Origin of the sequence: Rhodococcus sp. SG20037 (assembly GCF_031763325.1) — a bacterium.
Classification (GTDB): domain Bacteria; phylum Actinomycetota; class Actinomycetes; order Mycobacteriales; family Mycobacteriaceae; genus Rhodococcus_F; species Rhodococcus_F qingshengii.
Genome location: NZ_CP134497.1, coordinates 1,665,200 through 1,685,336, shown reverse-complemented (window position 1 = coordinate 1,685,336; position 20,137 = coordinate 1,665,200). Strand labels below are relative to the sequence as shown.

17 protein-coding genes are annotated in these 20,137 nt (G+C 62.2%); 8 read left to right on the top strand and 9 right to left on the bottom strand.

The features are described from left to right. Positions 1 to 8 precede the first annotated feature (8 nt). A complete protein-coding gene (locus RHP72_RS07895) occupies positions 9 to 710 on the top strand; it encodes a GntR family transcriptional regulator (RefSeq protein WP_019744458.1) in 702 nt (233 codons plus the stop codon). Positions 711 to 727: 17 nt separating this feature from the next. Continuing rightward, complete coding sequence (gene atzF / locus RHP72_RS07890) at positions 728 to 2,437, top strand: allophanate hydrolase (RefSeq protein ID WP_311094541.1); 1,710 nt, start codon at positions 728 to 730, stop codon at positions 2,435 to 2,437. 3 nt (positions 2,438 to 2,440) lie between these two features. Here the strand turns inward: atzF and RHP72_RS07885 are convergent, their stop codons facing one another. Continuing rightward, positions 2,441 to 3,016 (bottom strand): TetR family transcriptional regulator, encoded by a 576-nt coding sequence (locus tag RHP72_RS07885; RefSeq protein ID WP_063314795.1) that lies wholly within the window; start codon positions 3,014 to 3,016, stop codon positions 2,441 to 2,443. Between the two features lie 68 nt (positions 3,017 to 3,084). Between RHP72_RS07885 and RHP72_RS07880 the strand changes: the two genes are divergently transcribed. Further along, positions 3,085 to 4,686: an MFS transporter gene (locus RHP72_RS07880; RefSeq protein WP_064074219.1), complete on the top strand. Its 1,602-nt coding sequence runs from the start codon at positions 3,085 to 3,087 to the stop codon at positions 4,684 to 4,686. A 52-nt stretch (positions 4,687 to 4,738) separates the two neighbouring features. On the opposite strand, the gene RHP72_RS07875 is transcribed toward RHP72_RS07880, so the two are convergent. Next, positions 4,739 to 5,590, bottom strand: a complete 852-nt coding sequence (locus RHP72_RS07875) for an SDR family oxidoreductase (RefSeq protein WP_193595509.1) — start codon at positions 5,588 to 5,590, stop codon at positions 4,739 to 4,741. A gap of 118 nt (positions 5,591 to 5,708) precedes the next feature. Between RHP72_RS07875 and RHP72_RS07870 the strand changes: the two genes are divergently transcribed. Further along, entirely contained in the window at positions 5,709 to 6,158 is a 450-nt protein-coding gene (locus RHP72_RS07870) for a helix-turn-helix domain-containing protein (RefSeq protein ID WP_007735410.1), read from the top strand. Here RHP72_RS07870 and RHP72_RS07865 read toward each other — a convergent pair. The 3 genes from RHP72_RS07865 to RHP72_RS07855 all read right to left on the bottom strand — a co-directional run bounded on the left by RHP72_RS07865 (position 6,134) and on the right by RHP72_RS07855 (position 9,749). Further along, entirely contained in the window at positions 6,134 to 7,126 is a 993-nt protein-coding gene (locus RHP72_RS07865) for an iron-siderophore ABC transporter substrate-binding protein (RefSeq protein ID WP_063314797.1), read from the bottom strand. The genes RHP72_RS07870 and RHP72_RS07865 overlap by 25 nt on opposite strands. A 183-nt stretch (positions 7,127 to 7,309) precedes the next feature. After that, positions 7,310 to 8,713: a dihydrolipoyl dehydrogenase gene (gene lpdA / locus RHP72_RS07860; protein WP_003941477.1), complete on the bottom strand. Its 1,404-nt coding sequence runs from the start codon at positions 8,711 to 8,713 to the stop codon at positions 7,310 to 7,312. A 49-nt stretch (positions 8,714 to 8,762) separates the two neighbouring features. Beyond that, positions 8,763 to 9,749: a dipeptidase gene (locus RHP72_RS07855; protein ID WP_058038501.1), complete on the bottom strand. Its 987-nt coding sequence runs from the start codon at positions 9,747 to 9,749 to the stop codon at positions 8,763 to 8,765. Positions 9,750 to 9,982: 233 nt separating this feature from the next. Here RHP72_RS07855 and RHP72_RS07850 point away from each other — a divergent pair, with 233 nt between their 5' ends. The 3 genes from RHP72_RS07850 to RHP72_RS07840 all read left to right on the top strand — a co-directional run bounded on the left by RHP72_RS07850 (position 9,983) and on the right by RHP72_RS07840 (position 14,440). Next, positions 9,983 to 11,032, top strand: a complete 1,050-nt coding sequence (locus tag RHP72_RS07850) for an alpha/beta hydrolase family protein (RefSeq protein ID WP_021343370.1) — start codon at positions 9,983 to 9,985, stop codon at positions 11,030 to 11,032. Between the two features lie 255 nt (positions 11,033 to 11,287). Further along, positions 11,288 to 12,304 (top strand): alpha/beta hydrolase family protein, encoded by a 1,017-nt coding sequence (locus RHP72_RS07845; RefSeq protein ID WP_003941485.1) that lies wholly within the window; start codon positions 11,288 to 11,290, stop codon positions 12,302 to 12,304. Between the two features lie 84 nt (positions 12,305 to 12,388). After that, positions 12,389 to 14,440, top strand: coding sequence for a prolyl oligopeptidase family protein (locus RHP72_RS07840; RefSeq protein ID WP_075832594.1), 2,052 nt, complete (start codon positions 12,389 to 12,391; stop codon positions 14,438 to 14,440). A gap of 4 nt (positions 14,441 to 14,444) precedes the next feature. Here the strand turns inward: RHP72_RS07840 and RHP72_RS07835 are convergent, their stop codons facing one another. Continuing rightward, a complete protein-coding gene (locus RHP72_RS07835) occupies positions 14,445 to 15,278 on the bottom strand; it encodes an alpha/beta fold hydrolase (protein WP_020906717.1) in 834 nt (277 codons plus the stop codon). Positions 15,279 to 15,329: 51 nt separating this feature from the next. Then, positions 15,330 to 16,244 carry a polyphosphate kinase 2 gene (ppk2, locus tag RHP72_RS07830; protein ID WP_037129644.1) on the bottom strand — a complete coding sequence of 305 codons (915 nt, stop codon included), beginning with the start codon at positions 16,242 to 16,244 and terminating at the stop codon, positions 15,330 to 15,332. A gap of 145 nt (positions 16,245 to 16,389) precedes the next feature. On the opposite strand from ppk2, the gene RHP72_RS07825 reads away from it, so the two are divergent. Further along, a complete protein-coding gene (locus RHP72_RS07825) occupies positions 16,390 to 16,593 on the top strand; it encodes a PspC domain-containing protein (protein ID WP_003941534.1) in 204 nt (67 codons plus the stop codon). Positions 16,594 to 16,864: 271 nt separating this feature from the next. On the opposite strand, the gene RHP72_RS07820 is transcribed toward RHP72_RS07825, so the two are convergent. Next, positions 16,865 to 18,310 carry a wax ester/triacylglycerol synthase domain-containing protein gene (locus RHP72_RS07820; RefSeq protein WP_311094540.1) on the bottom strand — a complete coding sequence of 482 codons (1,446 nt, stop codon included), beginning with the start codon at positions 18,308 to 18,310 and terminating at the stop codon, positions 16,865 to 16,867. A gap of 136 nt (positions 18,311 to 18,446) precedes the next feature. Beyond that, the gene (locus RHP72_RS07815; protein ID WP_311094539.1) at positions 18,447 to 19,907 is read right to left on the bottom strand and encodes a wax ester/triacylglycerol synthase domain-containing protein; all 1,461 of its coding nucleotides are present in this window, start codon (positions 19,905 to 19,907) and stop codon (positions 18,447 to 18,449) included. Positions 19,908 to 20,137 lie beyond the last annotated feature (230 nt).

Genomic DNA, 20,137 nt, shown 5'->3' with positions numbered 1-20,137 from the left:
ATACAGGTATGTCGACAGGGATGAATACGGCGCCGGAGCCACTGCGTGAGGTGGTCTACCGGGAACTACGCACCGAACTGGTCAACGGGACTATCGGGTTCGATCAGCGCCTGACGGAACCGAAACTCTCCACGCGTTTCGGCATTTCTCGCACACCAGTACGGGAAGCGTTGACGATGCTGTGCGCCGATGGACTCCTGCGCCGGGAAGAGTACGGGTTCTCCGCCGTGCGCCCGAGTATCCCGCGGATCCGAGATCTGTATGAACTCCGAATCACGCTGGAACTACAAGGAATTACCCGGGCGATCGCAGATCCGACGATCCGGCACGACCGAACAATCCTCGACGACGAATTGGTGCGGTGGCGTGCCCTGGCTCTCGATCCGCCCGCTCAGGAACCGGGGTTCGTCGAACTGGACGAGGAATTCCACGTCGCCGTACTGAGGGCGTCGGGAAACAATGAACTGGTCGCGTCGCTGCTGTCGGTGAATTCCCGTATCCGGCACGTTCGGATGTACGACTTCATGGTCAACGGCCGCATCGACACCTCGATCGCGGAGCACATTCGAATCCTCGAAGAACTACGTGCCGGCAATCTGCCCGAGGCCCGCACGCTTTTGCACCAGCACATCGGCGAGTCTCTCGACGTCGTCCTCGACCGGGTGACCCGCGCGATCACCGCGCTCTCACTCGCCAACATCACGGACTGATCGGAGCAGTACACACCATGACCATCGCAGCAGAAGTTTTCACCCCGACAGCCCGGGTCGAGCAGGCATTCCAGCGGATCGAGGAAGTAGATCGCCCCGAAGTCTGGATCACGTTGCGCCGCAAGGAAGATGTGCTTGCCGATGCCGCTTCGGTCGAAGCCAGAATCGCCGCGGGCGAGCATCTTCCTCTGGCTGGGCGTCTGGTCGCCGTCAAGGACAACGTCGACGTCGCCGGTCTGCCGACCACAGCGGCGTGCCCCGAATTCGCGTATTCGCCGGACGAAACCGCCAGTGCCGTTGCGCGGTTGATCGAGCACGGGGCTGTTGTTCTGGGGAAGACCAATCTGGACCAGTTCGCCACCGGACTGGTCGGAACGCGCAGTCCGTACGGAGCCGTTCGCTGCGCCTGGGACGAAGAGTTGATCTCGGGCGGTAGTAGCTCCGGATCCGCCGTCGCTGTCGCGCTGGGAATTGCAGACATCGGAATCGGCACCGACACTGCCGGTTCGGGCCGGGTGCCGGCAGCGTTCCACGGGATCTACGGACTCAAGCTCTCGCTCGGCGTCATCCCCGCCCACGGAGTAGTGCCCGCCTGCGTCGACTACGACGCTCTGACGGTATTTGCCGACGACCTCGAATCGGCAACCGCGGCAGCGGCAATCATGATCGGCCACGAACCTCGGGATCCCCGCAGCCGCGTCTGGCCTTCCGACGTTCGTCTCGCGGCGGCGCCGAATCCCCGCGTCGCCGTCCCCCGAATCGAGGATCTCGCTCAACTGAGCCCGTCGTATACAGCAGCATTTCAGGACACTGTGACAGCTCTGGTAGCCGGCGGCGCCGAGACCGAGACCGTCGACATATCCGGACTGCTCGACGCGGCCCGATTGCTCTACGACGGCGCCGTGGTGGCGCAGCGGTACGCCGCTGCCGGCGAGTTCCTCGAAACTCGTCCTGCCGGAGCAGATCCCGCGGTGTCCGACATCGTGCTCGGTGCGAAGCACCCCACCGGATACCAGCTAGTCGACGATCTCGATGCTCTCACCCGCGCCAAGGCTGCCGCCCGGGAACTCCTCGCCGGGTTCGACGCCCTACTGCTTCCCACCACCACCGAACACCCGACGATTGCCGCCGTGACCGAGGATCCGTTCGGAATCAACCGCCGGATGGGAACTTTCACCAACTTCTGCAACCTGCTCGACATGGCGGCCGTCGCGGCGCCCGGACACCGCACTGCCGAAGATCACCCGTTCGGCGTCATGTTCGTCGTACCCGCTTTCGACGACCAGATCGCCATCGACCTCGCTGCGCGACTCGGCGGTGTGCCTTCACCCACCCTCGTCGATACCGGAATCGACCTCGCAGTATTCGGCGCTCACCTGCGCGGGCAACCCCTCAACACACAGTTGGTCGACCTCGGCGCGCGGTACGTCGAAACCGTCACGACCTCGGATGCCTACCGGCTCTTCGCTCTCGACACGACGCCACCGAAGCCCGGCCTGGTACGCCGTGGCCCTGGACTCGGCGCACCGGTCGTCGGCGAGATCTTCCGAATCTCACCGGCCGGGCTGGGAACGTTCCTCGCCGCCTTGCCTGCACCGATGGCGCTCACGAGCGTCGAGTTATCCGACGGCAGAACGACAGTCGGTTTCAGCTGCACTCATGACGCCGTAAACGGCGCAGCTGACATCACCGACTACGGCGGTTGGGCCGCGTACCTCTCTCGCTGACAGTCACGGCTTGCAGAGTCGAGTGACGGCCTCGCGCACCACTTCACGGCGGCGCGCGATCTCGTCGGCGTCGACGTTCTGGTTGTCGGCCACACCGGGGGCCACCACCCAGCCGAACACGAGGCCGAACAGCATCGTGATCAGGTCCTGGGGGTCCCAGTGCTTCGAGATGAGGCCGTCTTCTTGAGCCTTGCGGATCGTGGCCATTCGCGGAACCCAGCTGGAATGTTCCTCGGCCAGCTTCTTCATCCGTGGTGCCTCACCCTGCAATTGACCCCAGATCATCATCCGTTGAATCTGTGGTTTGCCGAGCATTGCGTCGAACAGTTCGACGGCATGCGCGGGCATGTCTTCACCGGTGAACTCGACGGACTCCATCGCCTGCTCGAAGTCGACGTCGAGCACCGCGTGGAACAACGCGACCTTGTCACCGAAATAGGCGTAGAGGCGCTCCTTACTGGCGTTTCCGTTCTTCGCAATCCGATCGATGCGCGCACCGGCAAGCCCGTAGGTGCCGAATTCTTCTTGCGCAGCGTCGAGGATTCGCTGTTTCGTCGCGGTCACGTCAGTGGGAGCCATAGTGATGATGGTAACCGAACGAACTATTTCGTTTGACTCACCCGAGAAGGCTGGAATACCTTTTTCCAATGACCACCACGTCCCACGTCGACGGCGGCACTCTGCCACCGATCCCGGCTGTCTCCGAGAATCCGAATCATCAACGTCGCTGGCTGGTGCTCTGCATCGTCGCGTTCGCTCAACTCATGGTGGTGCTCGACGGCACCATCGTCTCCATCGCCCTACCGGCAGCCCAGGAGGAACTGGGCATCAGCGACCTTGACCGCGCGTGGGTGGTCACGTCGTACGCCTTGGCGTTCGGTGCGCTGCTGCTCCTCGGCGGACGTATCGCGGACTACTGGGGCCGAAAGCGATCCTTCATCGTCGGCATGGCGGGCTTCGCGGTTGCCTCCGGCATCGGCGGCATCGCGCAGAGCGGTATCGAACTGTTCATCGCTCGCGCCGGCCAGGGCGTCTTCGCAGCATTGCTCGCGCCCGCTGCGCTGTCGATGCTCACCACCACCTTCATCGGAGAGAAGGAGCGCGCCAAGGCTTTTGCCGTCTACGGCGCGATCTCCGGCGGTGGCGCTGCCATCGGCCTGCTCCTCGGTGGAGTGCTGACGCAGTACGTCGACTGGCGTTGGTGCCTGCTCGTCAACATCCCGATCGCGCTGATAGCCATCGCTGCAGCCGTCCCGATCGTCAAGGAAACCAAAGCGCACGGCGACACGAGCTACGACCTTCCCGGCGCTGTCCTCATCGCCCTGGGGCTCGGCTCACTGGTCTACGGATTCACACGCGCCGAGCACGGCTGGGGTCAGGCGGACACTTTGCTGTTCATCGCACTGGGCCTGGTCTTCCTCGCCATCTTCGTGGTCGTCGAGAGCCGCAGCAAGAATCCGCTTCTACCGCTGAGCGTTCCGTGGCATCGTGATCGCGGCGCTGCTCTGATCGGCTCCATGCTGGTGGGCGCCGCCCTGCTCGGCGGCACGTTGTACCTGACGTTCTACCTGCAGATCGTGCTCGGATTCAGCCCGGTCATGGCCGGCGTCGGATCGCTGCCGATGGCGTTCTTCATCGTCTTGGCGTCGACCATCGCAGCGCAGTTGTCCACCAAGATCGGCCCCAAGCCGCTCATGGTCGCCGGCCCGCTGGTGGCAGCAGTAGGACTGCTCATGCTGACCCAGATCGAGGTACACAGCTCCTACTGGACGCACGTGTTCCCCGGCCTCGCGATCTTCGGCTTCGGACTGGGTCTGCTGATGGTGCCGATGCAGAACCTCGCACTGATCGGTGTCCCCGACCACGACGCCGGCGCTGCCAGTGCCCTGGTCAACGCCACCCTGCAGATCGGCGGCGCACTCGGAACCGCACTGTTCACCACGATCTACGCTTCGGCCAAGTCGGCCTTCACCGCCGACAACGCGGCGCCGATCCCGCCGGAAGGCATTCCTGTCGACATGTCGAACGCGACCATCCCGACTGGTGACCAATTGGCGCTACTCCCCCAGCCGGTGCAGGACTTCGTCGCCTCGATGACGGACTACTTCTTCGGCGCCGAGGTATCCGGATACTCGGCCGCATTCGGTTGGGCGGCAGTCCTGTTGGCGATCATCGCACCGGTAGTGCTGGTTCTGGTCCGCGCCAAGAAGGGTGATCTGCCCGCCGAGGGTGCAGTCCACATGGGGTAGCCCCCTGTGCGCCTTTATTAACCGCCCGCGGTTAATAAAGGCGCACAGCAGGTCAGGCCTTCCTCAACACCTCAGTCACCGGAGTGCTGCTGCGGCCGATCAACTTCTGCAGGTCACCCGACTCGGTGTCCAACGCCCCCTTGGCAATTGCAGCATCGGAATCGGCGAGGATCTGCGCAACCGGTGCAGGCAGTCCGACGCTCTCGAGAATGCCTTCGTATGCCTGCTCGTCCACGAACTGGTACGCGACGGGCTTGCCGGCGAATTCGCTGATCTTTGCGGCCAATTCGGCGTAGGTGAGCCTCTCGTCACCGCCCAACTCGTACACTGCGCCTTCGTGGCCATCGGTGGTCGCGACTACTGCTGCGGCGTCGGCGTAATCCGCACGCGCCGCAGCCGCGATCTTGCCTTCCGCTCCCGCACCGACCAGTGCGCCGCGTTCGATCACACCGGCCAGGTCGTTGGTGAAGTTCTCCCAGTACCAACCGTTGCGCAACAGCGCGAACGGAATACCGCTCCGAGTGAGCACGTCCTCGGTCGCCTTGTGCTCGGCAGCAAGCTTCATCGGCGTGTCCTGAGCATTCAATATGCTCGTGTAGGCGATGAATCCGACGCCGGCAGCCTTCGCCGCGTCGATGATGTTGGTGTGTTGCGCGAGCCGTGACCCCACTTCACTTCCCGAGATCAGCACCAGCTTGTCGACGCCCGCCAATGCGGTTTCCAACGCCGAGGCATCGGCGTAGTCCGCTTGGCGTACAACTACTCCGCGGGCGGCGAGGCTTTCCGCCTTCTGTGGATTGCGGACCACTGCGACGATGTCGGACGCGGCGGTTCCCCGCTCGATCAACGACTCGACTACCAGTTGTCCGAGGTTTCCGGTTGCGCCGGTGACTGCAATGCTCATGCGAACTCCCGATCCAGGTTGAAGCGTAAATGCGTTCTGCAACCATCATGCACTTATTTTTCGTAAGTGCAACACGTCGAGTTAGCGCTATGGGATCGTGCAGTAGTAGCCTGGGTTCATGACCAGCACCGACTCACCTTCACGTGCTGCCCAGACTCCTGATCCGAATGCCGACGTCGTGGACCCAACCCTCGAGGCTGACGTCTTCGCTCGCGGGTGCAACTCTCGGGCGGCATTGCAGAATGCAACCGGGCGCTGGGGCGCACTCGCACTGGCAGCACTGAACGAGGGTCCGTACCGGTTCAGTGCCCTGCGCCGACGCGTCGACGGAGTCAGCGAGCGCATGCTCTCGCAGACCCTGCAAACACTCGAGCGGGATGGCCTCGTGCACCGTGAGGTACTCGAAACCATCCCGCCCAAAGTGGAATACAGCTTGACCGAACTCGGCGCCGACGTCGCCGCAAAGATCACGGCCCTGATCGAACTACTCGAATCGCAGGTGCCGAAAATCGTTGCGTCACAAGCGTCGTACGACGCTCGGAATCAGCTCAACTTGTCCGAAAGCTGAGCGATGAACTCGTCGAATGCGTAGGGAACGCTCAGCACCGTCGGAGCGGACGTAGCCATCGCGTAGTCCATTCCGACCAGACGAACCAGACGGCCGTTCGACACCGAGGTCATGTTCGCGAACGGACCGAAGGACATGAGCTTGTCCAGGTTGGTGCCGTCGGCGTCGACGAGAATGAAGACGTCGGCGTCGAGTGTGTCGATGGATTCCATGCCCACGGACACCGAACTGTCGCCGGAAGTGCACACTGCGTCGACACCGGGCGAGGTCTTCACCCCGAGCTGGCCGAGAAGACGGATCCGCGGGTCGGTGCCGCAGAAGACGATCAGGCCCTCGTCGGTGCGCATTGCATACGTTGCGGTTTTGCCCTGGAACTGTGGGTGATCAGCGGCCTGCTTCTCGAAGTACGCCCCGGTCTCGTCGATCAGCGTCTGGGCCTGCTCCGGCTGTCCGAGCGCTGCACCGATCATGCTCATCTGCTTGTCCCACGCCGTATCCCACGGCTGGTCGGGGAACGCGACGGTCGGCGCGATGTCACTGAGACGCTTGTACTCGCCCTCGTCGATGCCGGAGTAGACGGCGAGGATCACGTCGGGATCGAGCCCGAGGATCTGCTCGAACGGGATATCGGGATTGGTCGTCATGAGAACAGGCTTGGCACCGTTCAGACGCGAAGCGTCCCAGGGCAGGATGTTGTTCTCGATGCCGGCGCCGGAGAAGCTCTCCATGGCGACCGGAACCTTGTTCAGTGCGATCACCGCATCCTGGCCACTCCATCCGATGGTCACGATGCGCATAGGCTCCGCGTCGATCGTCGTCGAACCGTAGGCGTGGTCGACGGTCACGGGGAACGCCCCCGCCTCGGCGGCACCCGAAGCTTCGGCGTCCGATCCGGAGTCACCTGAGGTTCCACAGGCAGAGAGCGTCAGCGCGACGCAAGCCGCGAGCAGTACGGAACGAGTTTTCATGAGTGGTCCTTCGAAAGCCGGATGGTCGACTCGGGACGCTAATGCGTTGCGCGCCTACACCCCGATGCGAAGGCCTCAGATGGCCCGTTCGCAACACAACTCGACACAAAAGACGAAAAACCCCGTGTGCCTTTCCGGTAGTGCGAACTACCGAAAAGGCGCACGGGGCCGAAGGCCCTGCCGTCAGAAGTTGATCATGTGGCCGGCGAGGCCGTGGATCGCTTCCTGCAGTGCCTCACTGAGCGTGGGGTGGGTGTGGACGTTGCGTGCCAACTCGTTGACCGTGAGGTCCCACTTCTGGGCCAAGGTCAGCTCGGGCAGCAGTTCCGAAACGTCCGGTCCGATGAGGTGCCCGCCGAGCAGTTCGCCGTACTTCTTGTCGGCGATCAGCTTGACGAAACCGGTCGGGTCACCGAGACCGTGTGCCTTGCCGTTGGCAGCGAACGGGAAGTTCGCGACCTTGACGTCGTAGCCCTCGGCCTTGGCCTGCTCCTCGGTCAAACCGAACGAGGCGACCTGCGGCTGGCAGAACGTCGCACGCGGCATCATCCGGTAGTCACCGAGTGTCTGCGTCTCCGCGCCGCCGATGGTCTCGGCAGCGACGACAGCCTGAGCTTCTGCGACGTGCGCGAGCTGCAGCTTGGCGGTGACGTCACCGATGGCGAAGATGTGCGGGACGTTGGTGCGCATGTAGTCGTCGATCGCGATGGCGCCGCGATCGGTCAACGCGACACCGGTGTTCTCGAGACCGAAGCCCTCCACGCGCGGTGCGAAGCCGACGGACTGCAGAACCTTGTCGACGACCACGGTCTCGATCTCGCCGGACTTGTTGTCCTTGATCGAGACGGTGACCTTGCTGCCGTCGTCGCTGATGGACTGCACAGCGGCACCGGTCTTGATGGTGACGCCGAGCTTCTTGTACTGCTTGGCGATTTCCTTCGAGACGTCGGCGTCCTCGTTGGGCAGTGCCCGATCGAGGAACTCGACGATCGTAACGTCGACGCCGTAGTTCTTGAGGACGTAACCGAACTCCATGCCGATCGCGCCGGCACCGACGATGAGGATCGAACCCGGAAGGTCACGGGTGAGGATCTGCTCTTCGTAGGTCACGACGTTCTCGCTCAGCGAGGTGCCGGGCAGCAGCTTGGTGTACGAACCGGTCGCGATGATGGCGTTGTCGAACGTGATCGTCTCGGTGCCACCCTTGCTCAGCTCCACGCTGATGGTGTTGGCGTCGACGAACGTGCCCTTGCCGTCGTACTCCGGGATCTTGTTCTTCTTCATCAAGAAGTGAATGCCCTTGACTCGCCCGTCCGCGACCTTGCGGCTGCGATCGAAAGCGGAGCCGAAATCGAAGGACACGTCTCCGGACATGCCGAACGTCTTCGCTTCTTTCGTGAAGATGTGCGCGAGTTCGGCGTTACGGAGAAGCGCCTTGGACGGAATGCAGCCGACATTCAGGCATACACCGCCCCAGTACTTCTGCTCGATGATGGCGGTGCTCAGGCCCAGTTGTGCCGCGCGGATAGCAGCGACGTACCCACCGGGGCCGGCTCCGAGGACAACGACGTCATAGTGTGAGGTCACGATTCACCAGGGTAGTCCTGCATCGTTTCGCTGTCCCCAGATGGTCGTATTACCCGTCGGTAGCCCACACTTCTCGGGCAACTCGGGCGAAATTTCCGCCGTACACGGCCTCGATCGACGGCTCGTCGAAGCCCCGCTCACGCAATACCTGATCAAGTGTCAGCACCTCCTCCGGAGGAGTCCACTGCAGTGGCCCCCACGCGGTGTACGCCTCGGAGAACGACGACGGGTTCTGCTCGATCTCTTCGCGGAAGTCGTCGGCGTCGAATGAGAAGTCGGAGCCGATCCCGACATGATCGATGCCGACGAGTCCCACAGCCTCTTCGATGTGGTCGGCCATCGCGGACAGCCGAGCCTGGTCGTCATCCGGTCCGTTGACGCCGAGGAATATGCCCACGCCGTTGATCCCGACGACGCCGCCGGTCTCCGCACACGCTCTGGCCTGATCGTCGGTGATGTTGCGCGGATGCTCCCACAACCTTCGGAGGTTCGAGTGGCTGTAGATCATTGCTCGCTGGGTGATAGCTGAGATGTCCAACCCCGTCTGTACAGAACAATGTGAGCCGTCGACCGTCATTCCGACGCGATTCATCTCGGCAACCAGGTCACGGCCGTATCCACTCAACCCCGTGTCCGCCAGGTCCAAGCAGCCGCAGCCGGCAGCGTTCATGTAGTTATACGTCGGCAACATCGAGCGGACTCCGAGGTCGTAGAAGTACGAGACGTTGGCCAGGTCTCCCTCCAGCGGATTCGAGTCCTCCAGGTCGAAGGCCAGGGCGATTCCGCCGGACTCCTGAATCTCGACGACGCCGTCGACGGTGAAGACAGGGGTGATCTCCGGGAACTCGACCCGCGCCTGCCACGCGAAACTCTTGGCGATTGCCGTCGAGTCCGCGCGAGTCTGCGGCGAGTAACCGACGTTCACCGAAACGTAACTCCCCGCTGGGCGCTGATATCGGAGAAGATCTTCGACAGACGCGTTCGACTGCAGAGGTAGGCAACAATGTTGTTCCCATAGTGGATATGTCCGGTTCACTCACTAATCCCGTCGATGATCAGGGAAATTCACCTGAAACTGGTCGTACGTTCAGCAAATCTCTGGTTCACTGGCGGATAACGCACCGATGCGGTAGAACTTACAAGACTCACACGCCCTGTACCTATCGACAGAGCATGTACCCAGCATGAATTCCCGTACGGGAACAGCAACAAAGGACCGTTCACTCCTGGGCGGATTCGAAGGAATTTTAGGTGGAGGTTTCTGAACGTATGCGTGCTCGCACTTTCAAGCGTGGCCGTCTGGTCGCCGCTGTAGCCGCAGTATCCGTGCTGCCGATGCTGATCAGCCCTGCAGTGTCGTCCGCAGGCGGAGATCCGTCGACCACCACGGCAACTGTTGCCAAGGCAAACACAACGGGTTCCAAGCTCTCGAGCCGCACGGACAACGGGCGCATCGCCACCATCAAGGTGTACTCACCTTCCATGGGACGCGACATTCCGCTCGAGGTCATCCTCCCGGCAGACGGCAGCGAACCCCGCCCGACCCTCTACCTGCTCAACGGTGCAGGCGGCGGCGAAGACCGGGCGACGTGGCAGCGTCAGACCGACGTCAACGAGTTCTTCGCTGACAAGAACGTCAACGTCGTCACCCCGCTCGAAGGTGCATTCAGCTACTACACCGACTGGGTGAACGACGACCCGTCCCTCGGCCGTCAGAAGTGGCAGACGTTCCTGACCCAGGAACTCCCGCCCGTCATCGACGCCGAGTTCAACACCAACGGCGTCCAGTCGATCTCCGCGATCTCGATGACCGCGACCTCGGTCCTCAACCTCGCCATCGCAGCTCCGGGCCTCTACAAGGGCGTCGGTGCATACAGCGGATGCGCCGAGACCAGCACACCGGTCGGCCAGTCCTCCATCGAACTGGTTGTGGGCATGCGCGGCGACGCTGACGTGACCAACATGTGGGGCCCCCTCGACGGCCAGGGCTGGATCGACAACGACCCCGTCGTCAACGCCGAGAAGCTCCGCGGCACCGAGCTCTTCATCTCCACCGGCTCCGGACTCCCCGGCCCGCACGACACCCTGAACAACGAGGCGATCAACGGACAGGTCGGCACACTCGCCAACCAGGTGATCGTCGGCGGCGTCATCGAGGCAGCAGTCAACTACTGCACCCACAACCTCGCCTACCGCCTCAACGATCTCAAGATCCCGGCCACCTTCGACTTCAAGCCGACCGGCACCCACTCGTGGGGCTACTGGGAAGACGATCTCCACAACTCCTGGCCGATGCTCGCTCGTTCGATGGGCATCTGACCGAAATCGTTCCGACTCGACCCCGCTCCCTGCACTTCCGGGAGCGGGGTCGAGTGCTTGTCTGGGCCGATTCGGGGGTTGATTCGGGGGTTAATTCCGGGGCCAATTCAATTGTCAGGCAATCGAATCGCGTCACTTTCTGCGCCCGCTCTGCTTTACTGACACATAACAAAAAGTGAACCTGTTCCAGTAAGGGCTCACAGGCACTTCGATCCGTTCCGGATCCGAAGACATTCAGGTGGAGGATCCGAACGTATGCGTGCTCGAATTTTCAAGCGTGGCAGTGTGATCGCAGCTCTCGCAGTGGCCACGGTGCTGCCGATGCTGATCAGTCCGGCGACAGCTTCTGCGGGCGGTGACACGTCCGGATCGCACGTCGTGAGCAACACCAAGACCGGCGACCGCAAGGTCACCATCTCGGTCTTCTCCCCGGCGATGGATCGCAACATCCCGCTCGAGGTCATCCTCCCCGCAGATGGCAGCGAACCCCGCCCGACGCTCTACCTGCTCAACGGTGCAGGCGGCGGCGAAGACTCGGCGACCTGGCAACGCAAGACCGACGTCATGAACTTCTTCCAGGACAAGAACGTCAACGTCGTCACTCCACTCGAAGGCGCGTTCAGCTATTACACCGACTGGGTGAACGACGATCCGGTTCTCGGTCGCCAGAAGTGGCAGACGTTCCTCACCAAGGAACTCCCGCCCGTCATCGACGCCGAGTTCAACACCAACAAGGTCCAGTCGATCTCCGCGATCTCCATGACCGCGACCTCGGTCCTCAACCTCGCCATCGCGGCTCCCGGCCTCTACAAGGGCGTCGGGGCGTACAGCGGATGCGCTGAGACCAGCACCCCCGTCGGTCAGAGTGCGATCGAACTTGTCACAGGTACCCGCGGCGGAGCTGACATCACCAACATGTGGGGCCCGCTCGACGGTCAGGGCTGGAAGGACAACGATCCGGTCCTCAACGCCGAGAAGCTCCGCGGCACCGAACTCTACGTCTCCACCGGCTCCGGACTCCCCGGCCCACACGACACTCTCGCCAATCCCGCGATCAACGGTCAGGTCGGTGCGCTCGCCAACCAGGCGATCGTCGGCGGCGTCATCGAGGCAGCGGTCAACTACTGCACCCACAACCTCGCCTACCGCCTGAGCGATCTGAAGATCCCGGCCACCTTCGACTTCAAGCCGACCGGCACCCACTCGTGGGGCTACTGGCAGGACGATCTCCACAACTCCTGGCCGATGCTCGCTCACTCCCTGGGCGTCTGACCCGATTCGTTCTCACTCGACCCCGCTCCAGTGTTTCGGGAGCGGGGTCGAGTGCTGTCGGGAGCGAGCAGTAAGAATGGACGTATGACTTCCGATCAGCAGCCCACCACCGGCGACGACCCCTACCTCTGGCTCGAAGACGTGACCGGTGAGTCTGCACTCGATTGGGTCCGTCAGCACAATGCCGTGACCGAGGAGCAGCTCACCGACAACGAGCGCTTCGATCGACTACAGAGCGACGTGCGCGAGATCCTCGATACCGACGCGCGAATCCCCTACGTCCGCCGTCGAGGTGAGTTCCTCTACAACTTCTGGCGCGACAGCACCCACGTTCGCGGATTGTGGCGACGCACGACGTTCGATCAGTACGTCACCGACGACCCGGAATGGGACGTCCTGGTCGACCTCGACGCCCTGGCCGAGGCCGAGGGCGAGAACTGGGTCTGGAAGGGCACGCAACTTCTACGGCCACACCGCAACCGTGCATTGATCAGCCTCTCCCGCGGCGGGGCAGACGCGGCGGTCGTTCGCGAGTTCGACATCGACAAGCGCGAGTTCCTCGCTCCCGAGGGCGAGAATCCCGGCTTCTACCTTCCCGAGGCCAAGACCGACATCGACTGGATCGACATCGATACCGTCTACGTCGGAACGGATATCGGACCGGGGTCGCTCACCGATTCCGGATATCCCCGTCTGGCCCAGCGGTGGAAGCGCGGCACTCCCCTCTCCAGCGCCGAGACCGTCTACGAGGGCCAGGCCACGGACGTGGCCATCTCGGCTTCGCACGATCCGACGCCCGGGTTCGAACGGGACTTCGTCACTCGCTCGGTCGATTTCTACAACTCTCAGCATTTCGAAGTTCGCCCCGACGGTGAACTGGTGCTCGTGGACGTCCCCGAGGACGCCGGGATCTCGATTCACCACGAGTGGTTGTTGATCCGCACCAAGTCCGTGTGGGCCGTCGAGGACACCGAATATCCGACCGGCGCACTGCTTGCCATCCGTTACGACGATTTCCTTGCCGGCTCACGAGCACTGACATCGATCTTCGAACCCGACGCACATTCCTCGCTCGAGCACTACACCTGGACACGCGATCATCTGATTCTGGTGGTCCTGACCGACGTGCGCACGACGCTGCGAATCCTGACGCCGGGCGAAAACGGCTGGGAGGATCGACCTTTCGAAGGGCTTCCAGAACTGACCAGTATCGAAATTCTCGACACCGACCCTGATGTCAGCAACGAGTACTTCGTCAATTCGAGTGGATACACCTCCCCTGCAACTCTTTTGCACGGCGTGATCGGCGAAACCGAACCCACTGCCCTCAAGCAGGCTCCCGCGTTCTTCGACGCCGAGGGCATCACCACGGAGCAGTTCTTCGCCACCTCTGCCGACGGCACCCAAGTTCCGTACTTCGTGGTGCGCAGTCCGCGTAGCGAGCCCGGCCCTACCCTGCTCTACGGGTACGGCGGATTCGAGATCTCGCTGACACCGTCGTACAGCGGTTCTCTGGGCCGTGCCTGGCTGACGCAGGGCGGAACCTATGTGGTTGCGAACATTCGTGGTGGCGGCGAGTACGGACCCGGTTGGCACACACAGGTTCTCAAGGCCGGGCGCCACAAGGTGCACGAAGACTTCGCTGCCGTCGCGAGAGACCTCGTCGATCGCGGAATCACGACCCCGGATCTTCTGGCAGCTCAGGGCGGTAGCAACGGCGGCCTGCTGATGGGCATCATGCTGACCAAGTACCCCGAGCTCTTCGGCGCCATCGTCTGTCAGGTCCCGCTGCTGGACATGCGCCGATTCCATCTCCTGCTGGCCGGCGCTTCGTGGATGGCCGAATACGGTGACCCCGATGTCCCGGAGGAGTGGGCATTCATCTCGGAGTACTCGCCGTATCAGAACATCGACGCCGCCGCGTCGTACCCACCGATCCTGATCGCGACGTCCACCCGCGACGACCGCGTCCACCCCGCGCATGCCCGCAAGATGGCCGCACGGCTGGAAGAGCTGGGCAAGCCGGTGCTGTATTTCGAGAACATCGAGGGTGGCCACGGCGGCGCCGCGGACAATGCTCAGCTGGCCTTCAAGACTGCGCTGACCTACGAGTTCCTCTGGCAGAAACTCGCCTGATCTTTCAGCGGTCGCGCAACCACGCGACGACGCGCTCGCTCACAGCGGTGGGATTGCGTATCCAACCGTTGTGACCGAGTGGTTCGTCGATGTGCGTCATCGTCACTTGGGCCCCGGAGAGCTTGTCCACCAGGTTCTTTGCCGACCGGCGTGGAGCGAGATCGTCCCCTTCGATCGTGATCGACAGAACCGGCAAGGTCAGGCGAGCGATCCGCTCCTCGTAGTCGATATCCGCACCGACGGGTTCCATGCGACCGGTCCTGGCGAACCGGGCCCAATCGGTGATCAGTACTTTCGACTGTCGACCGAAGCCGCCGACGTTGACCCGGTCTCCAGGCCAGAAGCCGGCGATGTTGGCTGTCACCGACATCGCGGACGAACCCAGATAGAGTCCGGGCGCACGGATTCCGGGGAATCCGCGGTGATACGGCGATCCGGAGGCAACCAGGATCAGTCCGCCGAGCCGGCCCCGAATCCTCGACGCGTACATGACCCCGATCTGGCCGCCCATGCTGTGCCCCATCAGAAATGGTGTGCTGGCCGGAAACCGCTCACGCACCACCTCGAACGTCGCCGGACAATCGATCGAGACCAGTTCCTGATATCCGAAAACACTCGACGCGCTCGGGCGCGGTTTGCTGTCACCTTGGCCACGCAGTTCACCGATGGCCGCATTGAAGCCGGCTTCGACCAGGGCCTGCGCCACCGGATCGTAGAACCCGGCGGGAACTCCGAGCCCGGGCAACATCACCACCACGGGTGCGTCGTCGTTCGGTCCGGGAAACAGACGGATCGGGGTCACGGTGCCGTCGGGGAGTTGGATCGGTACGGTCTCCATTCAACTCACACTAACCACCCACGCCGCGGATGGGCAGAGCCCACGCGCCGACTATTCGAGGCTTCCCACGATCAGCGGATCCGGAGTACCCACGATCTCGTAATCCTTGTTGTCGTAATCGAACTGACTGAGCACGTGACGCATCGCGTTTATCCGTGCGCGTTTCTTGTCATTGCTCTTGATGACGGTCCACGGAGCGGTGTCGGTATCGGTGAACCGGATCATCTCTTCCTTCGCCGCCGTGTACGCATCCCACTTGTCCAGAGAAGCGATGTCCATCGGCGAAAGCTTCCACTGCCGCACGGGATCGACCTGTCTGATCGCGAACCGCGTGCGCTGCTCCAGCGGGGAAACCGAGAACCAGAACTTGATCAAGCTGATGCCGTCGTCGACGAGCATCTGCTCGAACAACGGCACCTGGCGCAGAAAACGCTCGTGCTCCTCGTCGGTGCAGAAGCCCATGACCCGCTCGACCCCGGCCCGGTTGTACCAAGACCGATCGAACATCACCAGTTCCCCGGCAGCCGGAAGGTGCTGCACGTAGCGCTGGAAGTACCACTGCGTCGACTCGCGGGCCGACGGCTTCTCCAGCGCCACGACGCGAGCGCCGCGAGGATTGAGGTGCTCCATGAATCGTTTGATCGTTCCGCCCTTGCCGGCAGCGTCGCGTCCTTCGAACACGATGGCGTGCCGTGCGCCGGTTTCCTTCGACCAGTTCTGCAGCTTGAGGAGTTCGATCTGCAGCAGACGCTTGGACATTTCGTACTCGTCCCGAGGCATCCGTGCCTCGTACGGGTAGCCCTCCCGCCAAGTGTCGACCTCGAAACCGTCCGGCGACGTCAGCAGCACCGGATCGTCGTCGTCATTGTCGTCGACGGTGAAGGCGGCGGTGTCGGCCAGATCGACGGCGGTCGAGAGATCCGCGAAGGCGCTGAGGAACGGTCGGCGTTCTGCTAAATCGGTCACCGCCGACAAGGTAGTCTCCCGCAGCAACCGTTCGGTGAAGCTGGGATGAACTACCGGGGTATGACACGACGGGCTCAAAAGATCAGGGTGCAGATGGGGGTCGTCCCCGATGGTGCCTGATGCGATCTCGCTTCAGAATTGAAGCATGACATTCGAAAGCAACACACCTCGCCCCTTCACCCGTTCCAACGACAAGAAAATGTTCGCCGGAGTGTGCGGCGGAATTGCAGATTACTTCGGCGCCGACGTCAATCTTGTCCGTCTACTCGCCGTTATCGCCGCTATTTGCACGGGTGGAACCGCGGCATTGGTATATCTCGCCGCCTGGATGCTCATGCCATTAGGGTGAGAATTCCGGCAATTGACATGGCGAGAATTACGCGCCGACAAAAAGTATTTCGGGGCCTACGCGCCAACACGAGCAGGCCCCGAAATCGACAATCTACTTGACGGCCTTCAACTCTCCACCGCTGAGCGCAGCGAGGGCCTCGAGACCCTTGACGGCCAGGCCACTGACGCTGCCCAACCAAGATGTTCAGTGGTTCACTTGGGACGAGCAAATGACGCCGATCAGAAAACTCAGGGAACGACAGGCGGCGTAAAGCTGAGGTGTCGAGAGATTATCGTTCGACCAACTCACGATTTTGGTCGGAAACTGCCTGCAGAAGCGCCGTGAACCCCACCCGCAATAATTCGATGTAGTGCTCGATATCTGGCATCGTCTCTCGCGAGACGATGACATTGAGCGTCAGAGAACCTCCACGCGCAGCAATGAGGAAGTGGCGCAGAATGTCTCCGTCGACCGGCGCCTGCCCGCCGAGAACTGCCACCGCCGGCGCACCTTCGAAGACATTGCCGTCGACCGATACCGGGACATTGCTGATCGTCGTGTTCTGAATGACCTTGTGCGAAGGGTCAAGCTTGTTGATCCGACGCGAGAGACCGGTGAGTCTGAGCAGAGCCGCGGGCGACGTTTCGATGCGTGTGCCGTATCGACGGACGGCTGGGTCCAAACTCCGCCCCTTTGCCATCAGCGCCGAATCCCTGATTCGTGTCAGCCGCTCGACCGGATCTTCGACGTCCGTGTGCAGATCGACCGTCAACAGCGCCAGTTGGTTGGCCGATTCCCATTCGGCGATCTGCCGCATCGATCGGGGAACCATCGCCGCCAACCCACTGCCTGATTTCTCGCCCTTCTCCGACAGGTATGCGTCGAGAGCGCCGGCGACGACGGTCAGGAAGATGTCGTTGACCGTCACGTCCGGAACGGCCGCTCGGATCGCTTTGATGTCTGCGCCGTCCAGCGTCAGGAAATCGATCGTGATGTCTCCGCCCAGCATGCCGTTGAATCGGGTCGGCGGGCGGTCGGCCGAGTACGTAGGCAGCTCTCCGGCCTCTTCCGCCTCCCGAACCGTCTCGCCCGCAACCTTTGTCACGGACAGACCCCGGCCGAAACGGATCGCCTGGCCGGGCAAACCCACGACCGTGCGCCCGATCAAATTCAGCGACGAAAGCCCCGAACCGGCACGCTTCGTCTCCGGCTTCGGCGGACCGGAGAACAGAAGGTTGGTCAGATCGCGGATCGCCAGACCGTCACCGGCCCCGTGGTGGGTCTTGAGCATGATCAGCGTCAGATTGCCCGGTAGCTCGTCGATCCCGTGCACTCCGGTCATGACGTGCAACTCCCAGGGCGGCCGGGACAAGTCCATCGGCTCACCGAGCGAGCGCCCGAGCAATTCACGAACCGGCGCCCACCCGGCAACCGGGGCACGATGGACGTGCACGTGATCACCGACGTCGAAATCGGCCGGGACCCAATAGGGATAGTCCAGATCCAGCGGAACTCGCTGGAGTCGACTCGTGAACAGTGGCCAGTATCCGAATCTTTCGGTGATCCACCGAACCGCGTCGTCGTGCGTCATCTCTGCGAGCGGATGGCCCGTCGTGTCGAAGAAGTAGGCGCAGACCATGTGGCTCAGATGTCCGCCGGACTCGTTGTAGACGAACTCCGCGTCTCGCGGCCCCATCTGAGATACCGCGGCTGGCAACGAGTTCCGAAAGATCATGCATGCCCCTCAATTCCGACGCTGAACGAATGTCCGAATTGTAGCGAGCTGACATGCCGATCCTCTGGGTTCTGCTCGGAATCGTTGGGTATCACCGGATCCAGCAATCGGAAAAGGTGCCTGTGATTCCGATCGATCAGGAGGCAACCTCTTGGTCAGGTGAATCCTCAGTCTGCATTGAGGCTGCCGCTGCCAAGTCATCGAAACTTGCTCGCAGTAGTTCGATGTAATGGTGGAGATCGGGCATGGTCGCGGTATCCGCGATGACGTTGAGGGTCAGTCCCCCACCTGCTGCGGCGACCATGAAATGCCGTAGCCCATCCCCGTCGATGGGCGCTTGCACTGCAAGCACAGCCGCGCCCGGGGCGCCGGCAAGCGTCAACCCTTCGACCGAGAGTGGAATGTTACTCACCATCGTGTGCTGGTAACGCGGTCGATCGAGGCTGTGATCGTTCTGCTTGCGCGCATACGCCATCAATCTCATCAAAGGCGCGGGCGTGGTCTCGACTGCGGCCCCGGCACGCCTGACCGCGGGATGGGACGTGCGCGCCTTCTCCGACCGTGCCGAACTCGAAATGAGCGCCAACCTCTCCAATGGGGACTCGACCTGGGTGTGCATATCCACCAGCAGAGCCACCAACTGATTCGCCGACTCCCACGCTTCGACCTTACGCACCGAGCGAGGAACCATCGCGATCAAGGAATCGCTTGGCCTTTCATCCTTTTCCGTGAGGTAGCGCGTCAGAGCGCCTCCGACAACGGCGAGTAGAACGTCGTTGACAGTGGCACCGGGCACCGAATCCTTGATCTCACGGACCTGCTCCCCGGACATTGTCATCGGTTCGAGTGAGGCAGCTCCACCCACCTTGCCGTTGAATCGAATTGCAGGCCTCTCGTTGAGGCTCTCCACCCATTCTCCTGCCTTCTTCGCAGCGTCAGCATCTCTCTGAGCGCGTCGGTTGCCTGGTACCTGCCTTGCGAAGCGATATATTCGGCCGGGAAACCCCAGTAGCGACTTGGTGAATATCCTCGCTCGCACAAACGGCACAGACGGTTCGGACCCAGCCTGCTGCACCTTGCCCGAAAAGATAGCCTCGCCCAACGTCCTGATGGCGATACCGTCAGCTGCACTGTGGTGAGACTTGAGCACCACCGCCGTCAGTCGGCCCGGCAATTCTTCAAGTCCCTCCAAACCTACGAAGAAGTGCAGTTCCCACGGCGGACGGCGCAGGTCCATCTTCGTGGTCAACAACGCGCTCAACGGCTTTTGCAGCGCTGCCCATCCTGTGTCGTTGATCTTGTTGACGTACACGTGCTTTCGGACGTCGAAGTCAGGGTCTGTCACCCAGTAGGGATGGTCCAGTCCCAACGGAGTCCGTTGGACTCGTTGAGTGAACATGCGATCACATCCGAGGCGTGCGGTAACCCAGTCCACTGCCTGTTCTGCCGTGAATTCCGCGCTTGGGTGCAACGATGTCTCGAAGAAGTACACAGCGATCAGATGGTTCAGGTGACCAGCGCCCTCGTGATAGATGAATTCGGCATCGCGTGGGTTCAGCTGCGCCATCCTTGCGCCTGACGTGTTGGACGCGCCCATTGAACTCCTTGTATCGCGGCTGGTTGCCCGCACATTCGCCTGAGTGCAAAGCTTGTGACTATGAGGCCAGTGATTGCAAAACCGATGGTCCCCGAAGCCAGAGGGCTACGGGGACCAAAGTTTCAAGCAAGTGCAGGTTGTGCAGGTTCGCCTGACTGCTCCGCTACGATGCTGTCCTCGACAACCGAACAATATGATGCAGTCGCTGGAGTGATCACGGCTTTTGTGGA